At 51.4% G+C, this 19534-nt stretch carries 19 protein-coding genes and 1 pseudogene; 12 read left to right on the top strand and 8 right to left on the bottom strand.

What is annotated here, in order from left to right:
- Window positions 1-63: 63 nt before the first annotated feature.
- Genes A6013_RS21745 through A6013_RS21755 form a run of 3 tightly spaced genes read right to left on the bottom strand, consistent with a single transcriptional unit; the run spans window position 64 to window position 3363 of the window.
- Window positions 64-942 (bottom strand): DMT family transporter, encoded by an 879-nt coding sequence (locus tag A6013_RS21745; protein WP_023345550.1) that lies wholly within the window; start codon window positions 940-942, stop codon window positions 64-66.
- Between the two features lie 10 nt (window positions 943-952).
- Window positions 953-2302: an aspartate aminotransferase family protein gene (locus A6013_RS21750; RefSeq protein ID WP_023345551.1), complete on the bottom strand. Its 1350-nt coding sequence runs from the start codon at window positions 2300-2302 to the stop codon at window positions 953-955.
- A gap of 2 nt (window positions 2303-2304) precedes the next feature.
- A complete protein-coding gene (locus A6013_RS21755) occupies window positions 2305-3363 on the bottom strand; it encodes a phosphotransferase (protein ID WP_048978452.1) in 1059 nt (352 codons plus the stop codon).
- Between the two features lie 263 nt (window positions 3364-3626).
- On the opposite strand from A6013_RS21755, the gene A6013_RS21760 reads away from it, so the two are divergent.
- Complete coding sequence (locus tag A6013_RS21760; RefSeq protein WP_023345553.1) at window positions 3627-4373, top strand: GntR family transcriptional regulator; 747 nt, start codon at window positions 3627-3629, stop codon at window positions 4371-4373.
- A gap of 29 nt (window positions 4374-4402) precedes the next feature.
- On the opposite strand, the gene A6013_RS21765 is transcribed toward A6013_RS21760, so the two are convergent.
- The 4 genes from A6013_RS21765 to A6013_RS21780 are packed head-to-tail and all read right to left on the bottom strand — an operon-like array spanning window position 4403 to window position 7369.
- Window positions 4403-5155: an amino acid ABC transporter ATP-binding protein gene (locus A6013_RS21765; RefSeq protein WP_023345554.1), complete on the bottom strand. Its 753-nt coding sequence runs from the start codon at window positions 5153-5155 to the stop codon at window positions 4403-4405.
- A gap of 16 nt (window positions 5156-5171) precedes the next feature.
- Window positions 5172-5855, bottom strand: coding sequence for an ABC transporter permease (locus A6013_RS21770; RefSeq protein WP_023345555.1), 684 nt, complete (start codon window positions 5853-5855; stop codon window positions 5172-5174).
- A 2-nt stretch (window positions 5856-5857) separates the two neighbouring features.
- Complete coding sequence (locus tag A6013_RS21775; protein ID WP_023345556.1) at window positions 5858-6568, bottom strand: ABC transporter permease; 711 nt, start codon at window positions 6566-6568, stop codon at window positions 5858-5860.
- Between the two features lie 27 nt (window positions 6569-6595).
- A complete protein-coding gene (locus A6013_RS21780; RefSeq protein ID WP_023345557.1) occupies window positions 6596-7369 on the bottom strand; it encodes a lysine/arginine/ornithine ABC transporter substrate-binding protein in 774 nt (257 codons plus the stop codon).
- 794 nt (window positions 7370-8163) lie between these two features.
- Between A6013_RS21780 and A6013_RS21785 the strand changes: the two genes are divergently transcribed.
- The 3 genes and pseudogenes from A6013_RS21785 to A6013_RS25515 all read left to right on the top strand — a co-directional run.
- On the top strand, window positions 8164-9159 hold the full coding sequence (locus A6013_RS21785; protein WP_023345558.1) for an IS110 family transposase: 996 nt from the start codon (window positions 8164-8166) through the stop codon (window positions 9157-9159).
- Between the two features lie 596 nt (window positions 9160-9755).
- Window positions 9756-10031 carry a helix-turn-helix domain-containing protein gene (locus A6013_RS21790; RefSeq protein WP_172616466.1) on the top strand — a complete coding sequence of 92 codons (276 nt, stop codon included), beginning with the start codon at window positions 9756-9758 and terminating at the stop codon, window positions 10029-10031.
- Window positions 10009-10362, top strand: a pseudogene (locus tag A6013_RS25515) (IS630 family transposase); the annotation flags it as partial. The gene A6013_RS21790 and the pseudogene A6013_RS25515, both read left to right, overlap by 23 nt.
- A 60-nt stretch (window positions 10363-10422) precedes the next feature.
- Here A6013_RS25515 and A6013_RS21795 read toward each other — a convergent pair.
- Window positions 10423-10845 (bottom strand): Lrp/AsnC family transcriptional regulator, encoded by a 423-nt coding sequence (locus A6013_RS21795; protein ID WP_023345561.1) that lies wholly within the window; start codon window positions 10843-10845, stop codon window positions 10423-10425.
- Between the two features lie 124 nt (window positions 10846-10969).
- Here A6013_RS21795 and A6013_RS21800 point away from each other — a divergent pair, with 124 nt between their 5' ends.
- The 8 genes from A6013_RS21800 to A6013_RS21835 all read left to right on the top strand — a co-directional run bounded on the left by A6013_RS21800 (window position 10970) and on the right by A6013_RS21835 (window position 19525).
- Window positions 10970-11983 (top strand): ornithine cyclodeaminase, encoded by a 1014-nt coding sequence (locus A6013_RS21800; protein WP_023345562.1) that lies wholly within the window; start codon window positions 10970-10972, stop codon window positions 11981-11983.
- A 22-nt stretch (window positions 11984-12005) separates the two neighbouring features.
- The gene (gene ctlX, locus A6013_RS21805; RefSeq protein ID WP_023345563.1) at window positions 12006-12923 is read left to right on the top strand and encodes a citrulline utilization hydrolase CtlX; all 918 of its coding nucleotides are present in this window, start codon (window positions 12006-12008) and stop codon (window positions 12921-12923) included.
- Window positions 12924-13298: 375 nt separating this feature from the next.
- Window positions 13299-14537 (top strand): bifunctional succinylornithine transaminase/acetylornithine transaminase, encoded by a 1239-nt coding sequence (locus A6013_RS21810; protein WP_023345564.1) that lies wholly within the window; start codon window positions 13299-13301, stop codon window positions 14535-14537.
- On the top strand, window positions 14534-15571 hold the full coding sequence (gene astA, locus A6013_RS21815; protein ID WP_023345565.1) for an arginine N-succinyltransferase: 1038 nt from the start codon (window positions 14534-14536) through the stop codon (window positions 15569-15571). Before A6013_RS21810 ends, astA begins: the two co-directional genes overlap by 4 nt.
- The gene (astD, locus tag A6013_RS21820) at window positions 15572-17071 is read left to right on the top strand and encodes a succinylglutamate-semialdehyde dehydrogenase (protein WP_023345566.1); all 1500 of its coding nucleotides are present in this window, start codon (window positions 15572-15574) and stop codon (window positions 17069-17071) included.
- Window positions 17071-18057, top strand: a complete 987-nt coding sequence (gene astE / locus A6013_RS21825; RefSeq protein WP_032638114.1) for a succinylglutamate desuccinylase — start codon at window positions 17071-17073, stop codon at window positions 18055-18057. Before astD ends, astE begins: the two co-directional genes overlap by 1 nt.
- Before the next feature lie 68 nt (window positions 18058-18125).
- Window positions 18126-18812 carry a histidine ABC transporter permease HisQ gene (gene hisQ / locus A6013_RS21830; protein ID WP_023345568.1) on the top strand — a complete coding sequence of 229 codons (687 nt, stop codon included), beginning with the start codon at window positions 18126-18128 and terminating at the stop codon, window positions 18810-18812.
- Window positions 18809-19525, top strand: coding sequence for an ABC transporter permease (locus A6013_RS21835; RefSeq protein WP_023345569.1), 717 nt, complete (start codon window positions 18809-18811; stop codon window positions 19523-19525). The genes hisQ and A6013_RS21835 overlap by 4 nt, the downstream gene beginning before the upstream one ends.
- Window positions 19526-19534: the final 9 nt, after the last annotated feature.

The following is a 19534-nucleotide window of genomic DNA, read 5'->3' on the forward strand; positions in this document are numbered from 1 at the left end:
AAAAAAACACCATCATACACTAAATCAGTAAGTTGGCAGCATCACCCTAATGTTGAGCAGTATTTAGTTAGCCAGTCTTGCTTTATAACGCCTTAAAATATTTACTGGATTAACCAGGGCCAGAAAAGTTCCGCCGACTATAAGCGTGGCTCCTGACATTTTCCAGACGTTGAGGCTGTCACCGAGAAATAAAGCACCAAAGAAAATAGCAAATACCGGGCTGAGTAAAGAGTAAGGCATGACCTTGTTCACCGGATATTTTTTTAATAGCCAGTACCACAATGAATAAGCTATAACGGATGATCCTATCGCACTGTAAAAAACACCGAACCAGCCGCGCCAGCTTGCATTCTCAATAGCAGCAAACTGACCCGTTTCAAAAATGAACGATGCCAGCGCAACTAGAGGAATCGCCAGAAAGGAAAGCCATCCCGCCATCGTCAGTGGGTGAATCGGCACTGAGCATTTAACTATGATGTTTGTGAGTGCCCAGCCAGTTGCACTGGTCAGCAGCAATACCATAGCCAGCATTGAGGCGGATGAAGGACTGCCAGCCAGGAAGAACACGCCTGATAATGAAATTGCAATGCCCATTACCTGTATAAAACTCAACTTTTCCTTAAGCACAACGGCGGCCATGATCATTGCGAAGGGCGTACCAAGCTGAACCACGATTGCTGCGGTTCCCGCATCGGTATAACGCGTGCCCACAAACAACAAAGAAAAGTGCATAAACCCAAATGTAAATGCCAGTACCATCAAGGTCTTGAATTGTTCCCTGGTGACTCTGGCAAAAGGAACTACTACTGCGGACACTACTATAAAACGTAGAAATGTCATAAAGAGCGGAGGCAACTCCGTCACGCCCAGCTTGATAGCCACAACATTAAATGCCCAGATTGCAACAACCAGAATGACGATAAAAAAATGACGGAGAGCCACAGACTGTTCCTTACCTGATAACTGCTTTGAGGGTGTCTTCGAACTGGTTAAGCAGCAGATCCGCATTATCCTGATTGAATGTCAGCAGCGGACGAATTTTCAGGCTGTTCTCTCCTTTACCCGTTGTGCTGATAAGAATACGGCGCTCACGCAGTTCACTGACAACTTTACGTGTTAATCCGGTATCTGGCTCTTTAGTGTCAGGATCTTTAACGAACTCAATCGCGTGATAAAGCCCCGCGCCACGTACATCCCCAATCTGGGTATAATTTTCAGCAATCACACGGAAACCATTCAGAAGGTAATCACCCAAAAGGTGTGAATTCTCCATCAGGTTTTTGTTCTGTATTTCGTTCAGTACGGCTTGTGCTGCAGCAATACAGACCGGATTCCCTGCAAAGGTATTGAAATAGCGAACTTTACGGCCAAAATCTGCCAGCAATTCAGGTCTGGCAACAACCGCTGCGATTGGCAGGCCATTACCCATTGGCTTGCCCATAACCACCAGATCAGGGTTAATACCGTGGCGCTGATAACCCCACATATGCGAGCCGGTACGCCCGAAGCCAGGCTGCACTTCATCGGCAATGTAAACGCCGCCGTGCTTGTGCACGACATCAATCGCTTTTTTAAGGAAGCCAGCAGGTGTGGTCAGTAGTCCATCGGTGGAGAAAATGCTGTCTGCAATGAACCCCGCAAATTTGATCCCGTGGCGTGCCATATCTGCAATCGCTGCTTCAATATCATCAGCCAGTCGCTGCGCCACATCCACGCCTTCACCGGCTCGATAGGCGTCAGGAGCACGGACCGTACGAACATGCTGATCAACCGGGACGTATTTACCCATAGTGGTTGAGATAGCTGCCACTGTTGTGGTGATACCGTGATAAGCATAATCAGTCACGATAATGCCGGTACCACCGGTATAGAACTTGGCGATACGCAGGGAAAGATCAACAGCTTCACTTCCCGTGCAGGTATACATGACGTGGCCGAGCTCAGGCTCAAAGGTATTCAGCAGTTGCTCAGAATAGTTAAGAATGTTTTCGCTCATGTAACGCGTGTGAGTATTGAGCGTGGCAATCTGGCTGGAGACCGCCTCAACCACTGCCGGATTACAGTGGCCGACTGAAGGCACGTTGTTATAGCAGTCGAGATAGGCATTGTCCTCGGCATCATAGAGGAACACGCCTTCGCCACGCACAAACTCAACCGGATGTTCATACATCAGCTTATAGGATGGGCCAAGCAGTGATTCGCGGCGTGACACGATTTCACGTTCACGAGTATTGAGCTCATTCACACGGGCAATATCAAACCCATTCTGCATACCAGCAGTGGGAGAAAATGACTGTGACATAGTTATTCCTTACAGGCTGATTCAATGAGGGAGCGAGTTTCTTCAAACGGCAGAGACAATAACTGTTCCAGCTGTGCCCAGCTGGTTGCGGTGTTTCTCAGAATATATTCACGGTTATCCGGAAACTGACGTGCACGCCATTCGGTAATGACAATTCGGACAAACATGCGGGTGAGGAACAGATCGAACATAATGTTGATCTCCTCTTCCTGAAGCGGAACCTGTGCTATGTAGCCTCGAAGGTAGGCGAGAGCGCCATCAAGCAAGCGCTCGCCGGTTCCCATCTGATAAGTGGCTCCCACCGCAACATCAATGGCAATCGCTGTGCAGACGGCGTCACCAAAATCAAGAATTGCGGCTATTTCGTCAGTATTTTGTGGATCAACCAGCACGTTGTCGCCGTTCATATCGTTGTGAACAACGCTCTTACGTAACGAGGGAAGAAGTGGCTTAACGCGTGATTCAAAGTTATCCAGACAAAACTCCAGCATGGCACGGCGAGCAGGTGCAACAATCACTTTCATGTATTCGCGCAGCGATGATGCATGTTGAGCATCCCAGAGCAGCACATGATCCTGAGCGGGATGACTGAAATCCAAAAGAGCACTGGTGACGAGCCCAGCCATGCTGCCAAGATTATATTTCTGTACATTAGTCGCAGGTGACTGTGCCATTAGCTTACCTTCAAGATAAGTAACGACTCTGACCGTACGCATTTGCCCCAGGCAATCAAGAATGAGTTCAAAACGACCGTCTGACGTTGCTCTGACCTGTTGAATCGGCAGGCCAGGGGCACGAAGATTGATGTGATGCATCAGCTCAGTCTGGAAATTGCTTACCATCCGTTCTTCACCTGGATGGGCAAATTTAATCGTGAACTTAGCGCCATCCGCGCTTTCAACCAGAAAGTTTTGATCTCTTTCACTACGCAATTTGCGGACTTCACCGCGAATGCCGTAGTGCTCAAGAAGAACGTCTGCTGCAAAGTCACAGTCAATATCGCTCTGCTGCGCTGTCAGCGCATTGGTCGCTTCCGCTTCCATTGAAATGTTGTCTGCCATGCCGGTTACCATCAATGAATTGTTAACTGATATATTGGCATATCAGTAAGTTTAAATAAAGCTGTCTTGGCCTGATGCGCTAGTTAAAATGAGCGTTATAAGAAAACAGAATGGCCATGCATTACTATATAAAGGGAAATGCTAATAACAGGGTGATTTATAAGAAGAATTGCGTATGTATACGGATTACTGACCCGCCATTTCGTGATATATTGGCAGACAAATGTGAATCTCACGACAGTGGGCGTTTATGAGGAATTTCAATGAGTTTTCTGTTTTCAGCTGAGATGCTTGATCACCGGTTACCAAAGACTATGCAAATCTTCACTCTGATGCGTGATGCCATTATTGCGATGCGTCTTCCCCCCGGTGAAGTGATTCAGGAAAAAGAGATTGCCGCTCAACTCGGCCTCTCGAGAACTCCCGTTCGTGAAGCGCTTCTGGCTCTTGCAAGTCAGAATCTCATCATTGTCAGACCAAACCAGGGCACTATTGTCAGCCCCATCGACATAAAACTAGTGCTTGACGGTCAGTTCCTGCGTGAATCTCTTGAACCCCGGATTGCGAAACTTGCCGCACGGTTCTACCGACCTGAGTATAATATTGAATTTGATGAAATTATTAACCGACAGCGCTTCGCGGCTATAAATGCTAACACGAGCTATTTCTTTGCACTGGATGATGAGTTTCACAAGCTGATTGCAAAGTGCGCTAACATGCCAGAAATATGGCTGACGCTGCACGGTGGTACCGGGCATCTTGATCGGGTTCGCAGGCTGGCTTTCACAGTGGAACAACACTATGAATCAGTGATCAATGAGCATGAAGCGTTGTACCATGCTGTTCGTCGCGGAGATGAAACTTCAGCCGAAGAGCTGATGACTGTTAATCTTGAAGTATATGACAGCCTTATGATCCTGCTCGATAAGCACCGGCATTATTTTGAAAAAGATGATGCCATTTTATCCCGTCTGGATTCAAAAAAAGGATTGCGTCATTTGCTCGGGTAATAAAAAAGAGGCTGTCGCCTCTTTTTATATTAATGTGATATCTGCCCAATAAATTGTCTTGCTCGTTCGGATGTCGGGTTAGTAAAGAATTCATCCGGCGAGTTAATTTCGATAATTTGTCCTTTATCCATAAATACAACTCTGTCAGCTGCTTTTCTGGCGAAATCCATTTCGTGTGTGACGCACATCATGGTTATTCCACTTTCGGCCAGTGATAAAATAACATCCAGTACTTCTTTCACCATCTCAGGATCGAGTGCTGAAGTTGGTTCATCAAGCAACAGAACCTGGGGTGTCATGCACAACGCACGAGCAATCGCGACGCGCTGCTGCTGGCCGCCTGACAGCTGACTGGGATAGTGGCTCATCTTATGAGACATGCCGACTTTGTTCAGAAATTTAACTGCACGCTCATGAGCCTCGTTTTTCGACACTTTCAATACCGACTGGGGAGCCAGCATGCAGTTCTCAAGGGCTGTCATATGCGGGAAAAGATTGAAGTTCTGGAAAACCATACCCGTTTCACATCTGACTTTGTCATCACCTGATCGCGTCACGCCTAAATCGGTACCGTTTACGACCAGCTTGCCTTCCTGATATTTTTCAAGTCCATTCACACAGCGAATGAGCGTTGATTTCCCGCTTCCGGACGGGCCGCATACAACGACTATCTCACCTTTGCTGACAGAGAGCTCAATATTCCGCAGCGCGGCGTAATCGCCATACCATTTATTGACGCCATGAAACTGCACGATAAGTTTGTGATTTTCTTTATCAGTCATTTTATTCTCCGGACCTTCAGGCCCTGACCATGTGTCTTGTCAGACGGTTACTGATTTTCAATACCAGGCGGCGAATGATTTCTACAATGGCCAGGTAAATAATTGCTGCCCATAAATAAACCTGGAAATCGAAAGAGCGTGAAAAGGCAAGCGCGGTGGTTCCCATCACTTCCATAACCGTGATGGTGCTGGCGATTGCTGATGACTTCATCATCAGTACCAGCTCATTTCCCAAAGGGCGCAACGCGACAATGGAGGCCTGAGGAAGAATGATTTTCAGAAAACCGGAGGTCCGTGTCATTCCTAATGCATGAATGGCTTCATGCTGACCACCTGGAACCGACTGGATCGCACCGCGCCAGATTTCAGCCTGATAAGCCGCTGTATTTAGCGTAAATGTGAAAACGGTACACCAGTAAGCTTCACGGAAGAACCACCATAAACCGAGCCCCTGTAATTCATGCCTGAACTGACCTGCGCCGTAGTAAACCAAAAATGTCTGGGCCAGTAGCGGTGTGCCACGGAAAAAGTAGATGTAAGCAAGAGAAACTGACTTCAGTATCGATGAGCCAGACATACGCAGCATCAGGATTAACATTGACAGGATCGCACCGGCAAAAACTGATGTCAGTACTATCTGAAAGGTAATGCCAAGACCGTTCAGCATGCGGGGACCGTATTCCTGTAAAAGCTCAAACATACTTACCCCCTGGCGTAAAAGCGATTGGCTCTGCGCTCAAGGAAACTCAGAATGAGTCCTGATACAGAGGAAAATACCAGATAAACGGCACATGCGAGCGCGTAAAAGAAAAAAGGCTCTTTTGTCGAATTTACCGCTATATAGGTTTGTCGCATCAGGTCTGACAGCGCAATTACGGAAACCAGCGAGGTATCTTTCAGCAGCACCAGCCAGACATTGCCAAGACCCGGCAGAGCGGTTCTCCATAACTGAGGAAGCGTTACGCGGAAGTAACTCGTCCTCGCAGACAATCCCAGCGCGTAAGACGCCTCATATTGTCCCTGTGGGATTGCTCTTAATGCGGTATAAAAGATTTCACACGAAAAAGCTGCGAACACGACGCCCAGCGCAATCAGGCCAGCAATAAAACCATTAATCTGTGGTGTTTCCCAACCGATAAAATCGCATGCCATCTTAATCGCGAGCTGCGAGCCATAGAAAATAATAAAGATGGTCAGGAGCTCCGGAAGTGCACGGAAAATCGTGCCATAGGCAATGCAAAATCGTTGCACCCATTTTTTATGGCTTAACATTCCGCTTGCCAGCAGCAGCCCTATAACCAGACCAAACGGCAGCGTTGCAACCGCAAGTTCAATTGTTAACAGTGCTCCGGACAGGATGGGCTTCGCCCATCCTCCATTCCCGAATGACAGATAATTCAGGTATTCACCCATACGGTACCTTCTGCTTACAAACAGGCTTTACTTAATCGAAAAGTCGAAATATTTCTTGTTGATTCGGTCGAAGGTTCCGTCAGCAATAATGGCTTTAATTGCCGCATTGAACTGATCGCGCAGGTCCGCATCGGATTTACGCACGCCTACGCCTTTTCCTACGCCAAAGTATTTTTCATCGCGAACATCACCACCCACAAATTTGCAGCATGCCCCTTCAGGAGACTTCATCCAGTCAGAGAGGATTGCAGCATCGGAAAACACGAGATCGATTCGACCGTTAGCAAGATCCATGTTGGCATCGTCGACGGTTTTATACATTTTGACGTCGGTATCTTTGAAGTTGTCCTCGAGATAGGTCGCCTGAGAGGTCGAGCCCTGCACACCAACAGTCACGCCTTTCAGTGAAGCTGGTGTGGTTTCTTGTATGTCACTGTCTTTAGTCGCGATAAAGCGGGCCGGAGTGGCGTAATACTTGTCAGTAAAATCTATCTTCTTCTGACGCTCAGGGGTAATGGACATACTTGCCACGATTGCATCATATTTGCCAGACATCACCCCCGGAATCATGCCATCCCACTCCTGCGACACGATGTTACATTTGGCTTTCATCTTTTCGCATAGTGCATTAGCAATATCGACATCAAAGCCTGTCAGTTTGCCATTGGCAATGTAGCTAAACGGTTTATACGTACCCTCTGTAGCAATGCGGATTTCTTTCCATTCCTTAGCCATTGCTGCCTGAGAAGACAGGCCTGCTACTAACATGATCCCTGCAAGAACAACTTTAATAACTGACATGGCGACCTCACTATGTGTTTTGATATACTGATATATTAATATGCAAAAGACATGCCACTTAATGATTGGTTCGTACAAGGCTATTACACAGTGGGGGGTTTTAAATATTCTGGTACTTTTGCACCATTCAGAGGCAAAGCGAACCCAAAAGAGTGCACGTTCGATATACAACTTGAGCAATCCATGCTTGCTGCCAGCTTTACATCATTACTCATCGCATCTGTTACTTCGATACAGGACGAAGCAATCTTCCGGGAACTGGATAAGATGGAAAATCCATTAAGTTTTTAACAAGACGGTTGGTCAATCCATTATGTACTGGAACAGTCATTAGAGGTGAATTTGCTACAACACTTTGCTGTTAAGCACTATAAATTTTCCAAAATATTAACGTCCGCTTCTGGCACTAAGCAGACGTTAAGACTTACAGCATCGGGAAGCTTCTGAATGCCGCGTCAGCGGCATGGAGGCGCCAGCTGAAGCTGCATGGAGTACTGCGGGCAAATGGCGCCGTCGCCCGGCGCAGCCGGCTACTGTGTTGACAGGTTCTGCCTCACCGACCCCCTTCCCTTGTATCTAACAGTTTGTGGTGATTAGCTACCACCACTGAAGCAGAGTGAGCCGCCCCCTTCCCTTAAGGTCAGAAAAGTCGGCACCGCTGAACCTTGATTTGCAGCACATGGCCCTCTGCTTCACCTTTCACGCCAGCACATCAGGTTGAACGGTTACCGGGAGCTCGACTCCGTATGTACAAGGCGAACAGGCGTGACGGTTTATGTGAGAGGAGTTTGACCATGTTTCCAGTCGGCATTGACGTAAGTAAAAACACCCTGGATCTTTGCATGCTTTATGACGGTATCAAAGGACGCATAAAAACCCGTAACATCCAGAATAACAGACATTCAGTTGAAAATATTCTTCACTGGCTCAGGCTTCAACATTGCAGTCCGGAAGATGTTCATGTGGTAATGGAAGCTACCGGTGTTTATCACGAACAGCTGGCCACTGAATTACATGATGCCGGTTTCCGGGTTTCTCTGGCCAACCCTCACCGTAGTCGGGAGTTTGCGCGTGGCATGGGAATCATGACAAAAACGGATAAGGTGGATGCGTATATGCTGGCCTGTTACGCATTCCTTAAGAAGCCACACCGCTGGGAGCCGCCGGCACCCGAAATCAGATATCTCGGTGCACTCCTGCGACGGCGGGATGTTCTGCTGGGTGATGCCCTGCGTGAGGAGAACAGACTGGAAAAATACCTGTCGACAGACACACCTGCAGATATTATCAGTTCCTGCAGGCGTATGGCGCAGCTTCTGCGCGAGGAGATAAGTAATATCGAGCGGCAGATAAAAGCACATATCAAAGCCAGCCCTGCACTGAGGCGTGATTATACACTGCTGACCTCAATTAAATCGGTTGGTCCCCAGCTGGGGATGCATATGCTGATCGTGCTTCGCAGCCATAACTTTGTATCGGCTGAGCAGGCTGCCGCCTTTCTGGGCGTGGTGCCGATCGAGAAACGCTCAGGCACATCGGTCCGGCGCCGGCCGCGGATGTCGAAAATCGGCCCCCCTCAGTTGAGAGCGAAGCTTTACATGTCCGCCCTGTGCGGAAAAATCTACAATAAGCGAATGCGTAATATTTACGATGAGATGTGCCTGCGGGGTAAACCTAAAATGGTGGCCATTGGCGCGCTGATGCGGAAACTGGTGCACTGGTGTTATGGCGTCCTGAAGACCGGAACCGTTTTTAATGACGAAGACCTGAAACCGGTACTGTCAACCTGACTATACCAGGCTGGCATCAAACACAAGGTAACGCTCACTGCAATAAGTGAGCGCAGTCCGTTATGAGCGAACAGCGGAAGTTCGGAATGCATACTTACTACGACGCATGTTAAGCAGTGGGGAGCAGGTCAGACCCTGGTTGCTAATCACTTAAGTTCTGATCTTTAAGTTACAGCCCACACGGAATGCTCTTCCTATTTCGAGATATTCAGCTCTCGCGGCACCGGTCAGCTGCTGCGACTGCTCAGTAAACTTGGCCATATTGACCTGATCCTCGTTGATTAATACACCGCGATGTTAGTAGACTGGCCCCCTGAATCTCCCCACAGTATAAAACCTGCATTGTTCGGCGTTAACTCGTATCGAAGCATGGGCTCAATCATCCTGTTGTTTCAGTCGGAGGAAAGTCTATCAGTAAAGAGAATCAGAGATCAAAGTGGTCATTTTAATTGAGCCGGATAACGGACATTTCAATTGAGCTTTGACACATGGTGTAAGCGCAAAGCGTTATTGTCGTCTGAGCACAATTCACACGCGTCGTGTACGCTAAGCCTTCATTTTGCTCAGCACAGGACCGCGATCTTATGTTGGTGACTATGACAGACAAAGAACTTTACCGGCTTGGCATCATTCAGCGAGTATTTGACCGGGCTTTGCTTCAGCGCGACGCTGCAGATATTCTTGAACTCGGTGTTCGTCAGGTGCAGCGTCTTGTGCGCCTGTACCGGACAGATGGCGCAACCGCGTTTGCATCTTCCCGCCGTGGACGTCCTGCAAACAACCGGATCGATGAAGAAACTCAGGGGGCGGTTGTCGATAACAAACGACTGGGTGCCGTTCTGAGGCTGGCACAGCAGAAACAGGGTAAGTGATGTTGCGAGAACACTCAGTTGTGCCCGTTCATCCGTTGGATGCTGGATTAACTGGTTTACACAATGAGGTGTTGAAGGCCTAAAATCCTTGCCCGCAGGACGCTCCCGACGTTGGCCCTTCGAGTATATCTACACCCTGTTATGTGATCTGATAAGGCATTCTCCCGGCGACTTTGGTTACCAAAGTTAACGCTGGAGTACACAGCTACTGGCAATAAAAATCAAAGATATAACCGGATGCAGGTTACATGCTGGAACGCTCAGGCGCTGGTTGCCATTGGCTGAATTAGTCTGGCGCAGAGTCGCACCAACCTTGCGTATCCGTGACCCGCTTTAGGATGAAAATTTAGTCCAAATATGGTTTTTGACAGGGATATATTCTAAACCAGTATCACATTTTACGAGTAGAAAGAAGAATACTTGTTTCTGTATTTGCCACCCCAGGGATGCGCCGAATCCCCCCTAAAACCTTGTCAAACTCTTCAAGACTGCGGGTGTGAATTTCTACCAGGATATCCCAGCGGCCATTTGTTGTATGCAGCGTTGCTATTGCTGCTTCTCCCTGGAGTTGATGAATGATTTTTTGCGCCTTATTACCTTCAATCGCAATACTCATCCAGGCCCGTATAAGGTCCGTCTCCGGTTCCTGCCGTATGCGTACAGTGTAACCGCTGATGGTGCCGTTCGCTTCCATCTGATCAAGATGCTTCTGCACCGTTGCGCGTGATACGCCGATACGTGTAGCAATTTCACTGACCGGGATACGAGCATTGTCTCTTAACAGTGTGATGATTCTGTGGTCAATGTCTCCCATGAACAAATTGCTCCATAAGTGTATAAAATTTGATAAAAAATAATGCAATTTGATTCATTCTGTCAACTGTGCACCTTACACAATGATCGCTATTCTGAATGCATACCAAAACTGAGACAGAATAATGACGACTTTCATTGATATTTCACATATGCAGCAACTGATCAGAAAGACCGGTGTGCAGCAGTTCATTACAGAGCTGACTGGATTTATAGAAGATGATTATCGGAACTGGGCTCATTTCCAGAAATGCCGGCGGGTCGCCAATCATTCAGCGCTGGGCGTTATAGAACTGATGCCAACTGCCAGCGAAATCCTCTACGGATTTAAATACGTTAACGGGCATCCGTCGAACGCGGATAAAAATAATCTGACGGTCATGGCATTTGGGGCACTCGCAGAAACAGACACCGGCTATCCCCTGCTGTTAAGTGAACTTACGCTGGCTACAGCGTTACGTACTGCTGCCACATCAGTACTGGCCGCAAAATATCTTGCGCCACATCATGTCAGGACCATGGCGGTGATTGGGAACGGTGCACAAAGCGAATTCCAGATTCTGGCATTCCACACGTTGCTCGGCATTAATCACTTCCGTCTTTACGATATTGATCCCAGAGCTTCTGAAAAACTAAAAAATAATCTTACAGAGTATCAGGCGATTCATCTACACATATCCGATTCGGTGGCAGAAGCAGTTCAAGGCGCGGATATTATCACCACGATCACGGCGGACAAAAAGAATGCCACCATTATCAAGCCCGAGATGATATCCGACAATGTATATATAAATGCTGTCGGTGGTGACTGCCCTGGGAAAACGGAAATTCATCCCGATATCATTAACCGTGCCAGGGTAGTGGTTGAATATGAGCCTCAAAGCCGAATTGAAGGTGAAATTCAAAATATGCCAGCCAGTTTCGCTGTTACCGAACTCTGGAAAATTATTAACGGTAATGTTAATAATCGTGATTTCCAGCACGGGCTGACTGTTTTCGATTCAGTGGGGTTCGCCATCGAAGATTTTTCCACCCTGCGCTATATCAGGCATCTGTCTGAAAAATATCGTATTGGTGAAAAAATCGAATTAGTGCCACAGCCTGCCGATCCTCGTGATTTGTTTAGTTATATCAAATAGCCCTTGTCAGCCTAGGTGAAAAATGCAAACCACCAGTCGTATTTTCATGGTTCGTCCCGCGTCCTTTACCGTTAATCAGGAAACCGCCGTCACAAATTATTTCCAGCAGACCGCGCAAATTCCTGATGCCGCACAATCCCTTGCGCTTGCCGAATTCACCTGCTATGTCGACACCCTGCAACAAGCGGGTGTCGACGTACATGTTTTCGACGACCCCACGGGAACGGATACCCCTGATTCGTTGTTCCCCAACAACTGGCTGACGCTGGGTCAGCAGGGCGAGGCCATCCTCTACCCAATGGAAGCGCCAAATCGTCGCAAAGAACGAAATCCTGAACTGATCGCCACACTGTCAGAACACTTCACTATTAACCAGGTCATTGATCTTTCGGCGTTTGAGCAACAAGGGGAATTTCTTGAAGGCACGGGTTCTATGGTGTGCGATCACGAGAATAAAATCGCCTGGGTTTGTCGCTCTTCGCGAAGTTCGCCACATGTCATGACGTCGGTAGAAGAAATTACCGGTTACCGCGCAATGTGGTTTAACGCTGACGACCGCAGACAACAACCGATTTATCACACCAATGTAATGATGAGCATCGGCAAAAAATACGCGGTGGTTTGCTTTGAAGCGATCAGAAACCGTCAAGAAGCCGCCGTACTCTATAATGGGCTACGTCAGGCAGGTAAAGAAATTATCGATATTACCCTGACACAGACAGAAAACTTCTGCGGCAACATTATCGAATTGCATGCCGAAAATAATGGACATCCTATTCTGGCGATGTCAAAGAGAGCCTGGCAGGCGTTTACTGACTCTCAGCGGCATATTCTTTCAGATTACGCTACTATTGTCGCTCCGTCTCTGGATATTATTGAACAACTCGGCGGTGGCGGGGCGAGATGTATGGTTGGTGAAATATTCAGCCCACGGCGTTAGAAAAAAATACTCGTGTTAAAAAATGGCGAAATATCGCCATATTTTGTACACATGCAACAAAGCATGTCATGGGTTGACTCCTGTATTTAAATCCAGGGGTTAAAGGTCATACATTATTTTTTACAAATAAATCTTTCGTGCAATGCTGACAAAAAACAGAGTCTTTTAGTGGTTTGTTATATTTTTGCTTAGGTGATTCATTTTGGTGCATTGCACCACCAGTGAGATCCATTGTAGTGCATATTGTTTTTTATTTGCAAGCACGGCATGCATTATTTTTTGATATGCATATTTGTCGTAATTCCGATGCTCTTAATTATGCATAGTGAAAACCTTAGCCGTTTATCACTTCACGTTTAATCGCCAGGAGGTCTTATGTCCCAGCATGCGAATGCGGTACACCGCGAAGATTTTGACAGATATATGGTTCCGGTATATTCCCCTGCCCCGTTCATTCCCGTACGCGGGCAAGGCTCCCGTGTATGGGACCAGAACGGAAAAGAGTATATCGATTTCGCTGGCGGTATCGCGGTGAATGCACTCGGGCATGCTCATCCTCAGTTGCTGGCGACTCTGCAAACCCAGGCGGCCAGCGTCTGTCATCTGGGCAATGGCTACACCAACGAGCCGGTGTTGCGGCTGGCGAAACAGCTGATTGACGCCACCTTTGCCGACAAGGCGTTCTTCTGCAACTCCGGTGCGGAAGCCAACGAAGCAGCGCTGAAACTGGCGCGGAAAGTGGCCTGCGATAGCGGTGTGCCGAACAAAACCCGCATTCTGGCGTTCTGCAACGCCTTCCACGGCCGTACGCTGTTTACCGTCAGCGTGGGCGGTCAGCCGAAATACGCGAAAGACTTCTCGCCGCTGCCGGGCGGCATCGAGCATGTACCGTTCAACGATCTGGCCGCAGCTGCAGCAGCGATCGACGACCAGACCTGTGCCGTGATCGTCGAGCCGATTCAGGGCGAAGGCGGCGTGCTGCCTGCGGACACGGCTTTCCTGCAAGGGCTGCGTAAGTTGTGTGACCGCCACGGTGCGCTGCTGATTTTTGATGAGGTACAGACCGGCGTCGGCCGCACCGGCGCGCTGTACGCGTATATGGAATACGGCGTCATACCAGACATTTTGACCAGCGCCAAAGCACTGGGCGGCGGATTTCCGATCGGTGCCATGCTCACCACCGATCGGTTTGCCCCCGCTTTCAGCGCAGGCACACATGGTACTACCTGGGGTGGTAACCCCTTAGCCAGCGCCGTTGCCGGTACGGTACTGGCGTTGATTAATACTCCTGAGGTGCTGGACGGCGTGGCCCTACGCCACCACTGGTTTATCGAAGGATTACAAGAGATTAACGCCAGATTCCCGCTGTTCAGCGAGATCCGCGGCCGTGGATTACTGATCGGCTGCGTGATGGATCAGGCCTTCGCCGGTCAGGCTAAACGGCTCACCAGCTATGCCGCAGAAGAGGGATTGATGGCGCTAATCGCCGGGTCCGAAGTGGTGCGTTTTGCCCCCTCGCTGATCATCCCCGAGGCCGATGTGCGTGAGGGGCTGGCCCGGTTTGCCCACGCCGCGGAACGCCTCGCCGCCGCAACCGGGAGTGATGCACGATGATGGTTATTCGTCCCGTTGAGTCCCGCGATCTGCCTGCACTGATGGCACTGGCCGGCAAATCCGGTGTTGGACTCACTTCCCTGCCGCAAAATGAAGATATTCTGGCCGGGCGCATCACTCGTTCTCAGGAAACCTGGCAGGGCCTGCGCCCCCGTGGTGAACAGGGTTACCTGTTTGTGCTGGAAGACACAGATAGCGGCCGTGTCGTGGGCATCAGTGCCCTCGAAGTTGCCGTGGGGTTACACGAACCCTGGTACAACTTCCGGGTTGCGCCACTTGTGCACGCCAGCACCTCACTGAACGTGTACAGTTCGCATCAAACATTATTTCTCAGTAATGACCATACAGGTTGTACAGAATTATGCACGCTGTATCTCGACCCGGAGTGGCGGCATAGCCATAACGGCAAATTACTCTCCAAAGTACGGTTTCTGTTTCTTGCCGCGTTCCGCGACTGCTTCGCCCAGCGCGTAGTGGCGGAAATGCGCGGCTACAGTGACAGCAACGGACGCTCACCGTTCTGGGAGGGGCTCGGCAACCGATTTTTTGCCATGGACTTCGCCCACGCCGACTACCTGACCGGTATCGGCCAGAAAGCATTTATCGCCGAGCTGATGCCCCGGTATCCGTTGTATATCGATTTTCTCCCCGAAGAAGCCAGAGCCGTGATTGGGGAGGTTCACCCGGATACTGTTCCGGCCCGCCGACTGCTGGAGACCGAAGGGCTGCGCCACCGCGGTTACGTGGACATCTTTGACGGCGGCGCCACGCTTGAGGCGGAACTGGACGAACTGCGGGTAGTAAAAGAAAGCCGCAAAGTCACGGTGTCGACCAACGAAGCGCCAGTATCGACACCTGACTCCACGCTGCTGGTCGCCAATGATCGCTACCTCAACTATCGCGCGACGTTAGCACTCGGCCATTTTTCTCCCGAAGGCGTTCTGTACCTGACGCCGTCCACAGCGGACGCGCTGGAAATCAAGACAGGCGATCGCGTTCGGGTGGTTTCCCTCAATCCGCTGGAGAACCTGTAAATGTTGCATCCTTCACTCTATATCGCAGGTCAGTGGCGGCATGGCCGCAGTGCTGAATTTATCAAGACCGATCCGCTGGATAACCAGCCGCTGTGGCGGGGCCGGGCGGCGGATTCGGCAGACATCGCCGACGCCTGTGATGCGGCGCGCACGGCGTTCCCCGTGTGGGCGCGGCTGACGCTGGGGCAGCGCACGGCTGTGGTTGAGCGTTTCGCCACGTTGCTGGAACAACACAAGGCGCAACTGGCGGAAGTCATCAGCCGCGAAACCAGCAAGCCGCGCTGGGAAACGCTGACTGAAGTGCAGTCGATGATCGGCAAGGTTGACATCTCGCTACGCGCCCTTGAGCAGCGCACCGGCGACAGCCATACCCCGATGACCGACGGCGCGGCCACGCTGCGGCATCGTCCGCACGGAGTACTGGCGGTGTTTGGCCCCTACAATTTCCCCGGACACCTGCCTAACGGCCACATCGTCCCCGCACTACTGGCGGGTAACTGCGTGGTGTTCAAACCAAGCGAGCTGACGCCGTTCACCGCTGAAGAGACAGTTAAGCTGTGGCAACAAGCCGGACTGCCGAAGGGCGTGCTGAATCTGGTGCAGGGAGGACGGGACACTGGCGTGGCGCTGGCCGCCAGCCCGGCGATCGACGGCCTGTTGTTCACCGGCAGCGCCGGTACCGGCTACCAGCTGCACCGCCAACTGGCCGGTCAGCCGGAAAAAATTCTGGCGCTGGAGATGGGCGGCAACAACGCACTGATTATCGATGAGGTTACCGACGTGAACGCGGCGGTCAACCTGACTATCCAGTCCGCCTTTATCTCCGCCGGGCAGCGTTGCACCTGTGCCCGTCGTCTGCTGGTCAAGCACGGCGCGGCGGGCGACGCATTCCTGCAACGGCTGGTCACCGTGGCGGGTCGCCTGCGCGCTGGTCGCTGGGACGCGGAGCCGCAGCCGTTTATGGGCGGGGTAATTTCCGCGCAAGCGGCGGAACGCATGATGGCGGTACAGCAGGCACTGCTGGAACTGGGCGCGACGCCGCTGCTGGCGATGACCCGGCCGGAGGATAACAACGCGCTGCTGATGCCGGGCATCCTCGATATCACCGGCGTCGATGGCGTGCCGGACGAAGAGTATTTCGGTCCGCTGACCTGCGTGACGCGCTATGACGAGTTCGATGATGCGCTGCGTCTCGCCAACCACACTCGCTTCGGGCTGGCTGTAGGGCTGGTGTCGCCAGACCGGGCGCTGTTCGACCGCCTGCTGATGGAAGCGCGCGCCGGAATCGTCAACTGGAACAAGCCGTTGACCGGCGCATCGAGCGCCGCGCCGTTCGGCGGCGTGGGGGCCTCGGGCAACCATCGCGCCAGCGCCTTCTACGCCGCCGACTACTGCGCCTGGCCGATGGCCTCGCTGGAAAGCGCAGCGCTGACGCTGCCCGCCACCTTGCCGCCAGGGCTCAACCTTAATGATGCGCAGAGCGGGAACAGAGAAGCATGATGAATAATTTTTTAGATCTGACGCTTCGTGGCATGGTACCGGACGTTCGCAGTGAGGGTGGAAAAAACTTATCCTGGCACTGGCGGGGGGAAGGAATACTGGAGCTGGTTCCCCATACCGGTTACCAGCGCGCCATCGTGCTGTCGGCAGGTATCCACGGCAATGAAACCGCCCCGGTAGAACTGCTTGCAGCGATAGTAGATGACCTGCTGGCGGGTAGATTACCGCTTGCCGCTCGTCTTCTGGTACTGTACGGCAATCCACCGGCCATCCGCGCCGGACAACGCTACCTGACTCACGATCTCAACCGCCTGTTCTCCAGCCGTCATCATCAATATCCTGGTGGGGAAGAGTCGGCACGCGCCCAGGAGCTGGAGCAGACCGTGACCGACTTCTTCACCCGGGACAGCGATAGCGACAACATCGAACGCTGGCACTTCGATCTTCACACCACCCGACATGCTTCACACCTGCCGCGCTTCGGCCTGCTGCCTTTTCAGACCCGCCACGGCAGCGCGGCCTTGCTTAGGGCACTGGATGCTGCCGGTCTGGATGCGCTGGTCCAACATACCGAACCGGGTGCCACCTTCAGCCATTTCACCAGTGAACAGCTACGGGCAGACAGTTGCACGCTTGAGCTAGGGGGCGCCCGGCGCTTTGGCGAGAACGATCTCAGCTCGTTTGGTGCGGTGGATAGCATGTTGCGCGCCCTGATCGGAGACGCGCCGTTGCCGGTTCGTGCTGGCAACCCCATGCGTTATTTCAGGGTAAACCGGTCGCTGATTAAACACAGCGAGCTCTTGTGTTTTCATCTGGACGCTGACGTTCCGAACTTCACCCCACTCCCGGCCGGCACCCTGATCGGCGAGCTGCCAGGAGAATGCTGGCGGGTGGAACACGGCACCGAATGGATACTGTTTCCCAATCCCAACGTCACCGTCGGACTACGCGCCGGTTTACTGCTGGCAGAGGAAACCGGGACATAAAACGCCTCCGGTGATCCGTTGCCGGATAAAAACAACAATGACATTTTCGTTACGCGGAGACAAAGACAATGCTGCATGGTTTTGGTGAACTAATTTTCCAGGGGGCGCTAACCAGCCTGGAGCTCGCCCTGAGTTCTGCGGTACTGGCGGTGGCGATCGGTATGCTGGGCGCCGCCGGAAAGCTGTCGAAAAACGTTTCAGTGGTAAAACTGACGTCGGCCTACACTACCCTGATAAGGGGCGTGCCGGATCTGGTCCTTATGCTGCTGATCTTTTATGGACTTCAGATTGCTTTTAACAAATTCACCGAGGTCTTCGGGCTGAGCCAGATGGACATCGATCCAATGGTGGCCGGCATTTTGACACTGGCCTTTATCTACGGGGCTTACTTCATTGAAACCTTCCGCGGCGCTTTTATGGCCGTACCCTGGGGGCAGCTTGAGGCAGCGGATGCCTTTGGCTTCGCCAGGAGGCAGCGTTTTCAATACATTCTGTTTCCGGCCATGATGCGCTACGCACTGCCCGGCATCGGCAATAACTGGCAGGTCATGATCAAAGCCACTGCCCTGGTGTCACTGCTCGGTCTGGAAGACCTGGTGAAAGCCACTCAACTGGCCGGGAAAAGTACCTGGCAGCCGTTTTACTTCGCACTGGTCTGCGCCGCGGTATACCTGTTCTTCACCACATTATCCAATGTCGTGTTGTGGTGGCTGGAACGACGTTACACCGTGGGCGTGAAGAGGGCCGCATTATGATGGATATCCTCCACGAATACGGGCGCGCCCTGCTGTGGACTGACGGCTATCGCTTTACCGGCGTGGCGATGACCCTGTGGCTGCTGGTTATCTCGGTAGTTCTGGGCGGGGCACTGGCGCTGCTCCTGGCGGTTGGACGGGTATCCAGCAATAAATTTATCGCGCTGCCCATCTGGCTGTTCACTTACGTGTTCCGCGGCACGCCGCTCTATGTTCAGTTACTGGTACTCTACACCGGCGTGTATACCCTGGAAGTGGTGAAAGGCAGCGAACTGCTGAATGCATTTTTCCGCAGCGGCCTCAATTGCACCCTTCTGGCGCTCATGCTGAACACCTGTGCCTACACCACGGAAATTTTCGCGGGCGCCATCAGGGCAGTGAATCACGGCGAGATTGAGGCGGCGCGGGCCTATGGCTTCTCGCCAGCAAAAATGTACTGCTGCCTGACCCTGCCCGCCGCGTTGCGTATCGCCCTGCCGGCGTACAGCAACGAAGTGATCCTGATGCTGCACTCCACCTCGCTGGCTTTTACCGCTACCGTGCCGGACCTGCTGAAAATCGCCCGTGACATCAATGCCGCCACCTATCAACCGTTTACCGCCTTCGGTATCGCTGCGGCACTGTACCTGATGATTTCATTTGTGCTGATAAGCCTGTTCCGCAAAGCGGAAAAACGCTGGTTGTCACACCTGACCCATTCGCCTGCAAAGTGAGTAATCCAT

Source organism: Enterobacter sp. IF2SW-B1 (assembly GCF_001743375.1).
Taxonomy (GTDB): Bacteria; Pseudomonadota; Gammaproteobacteria; order Enterobacterales; family Enterobacteriaceae; genus Enterobacter; species Enterobacter bugandensis.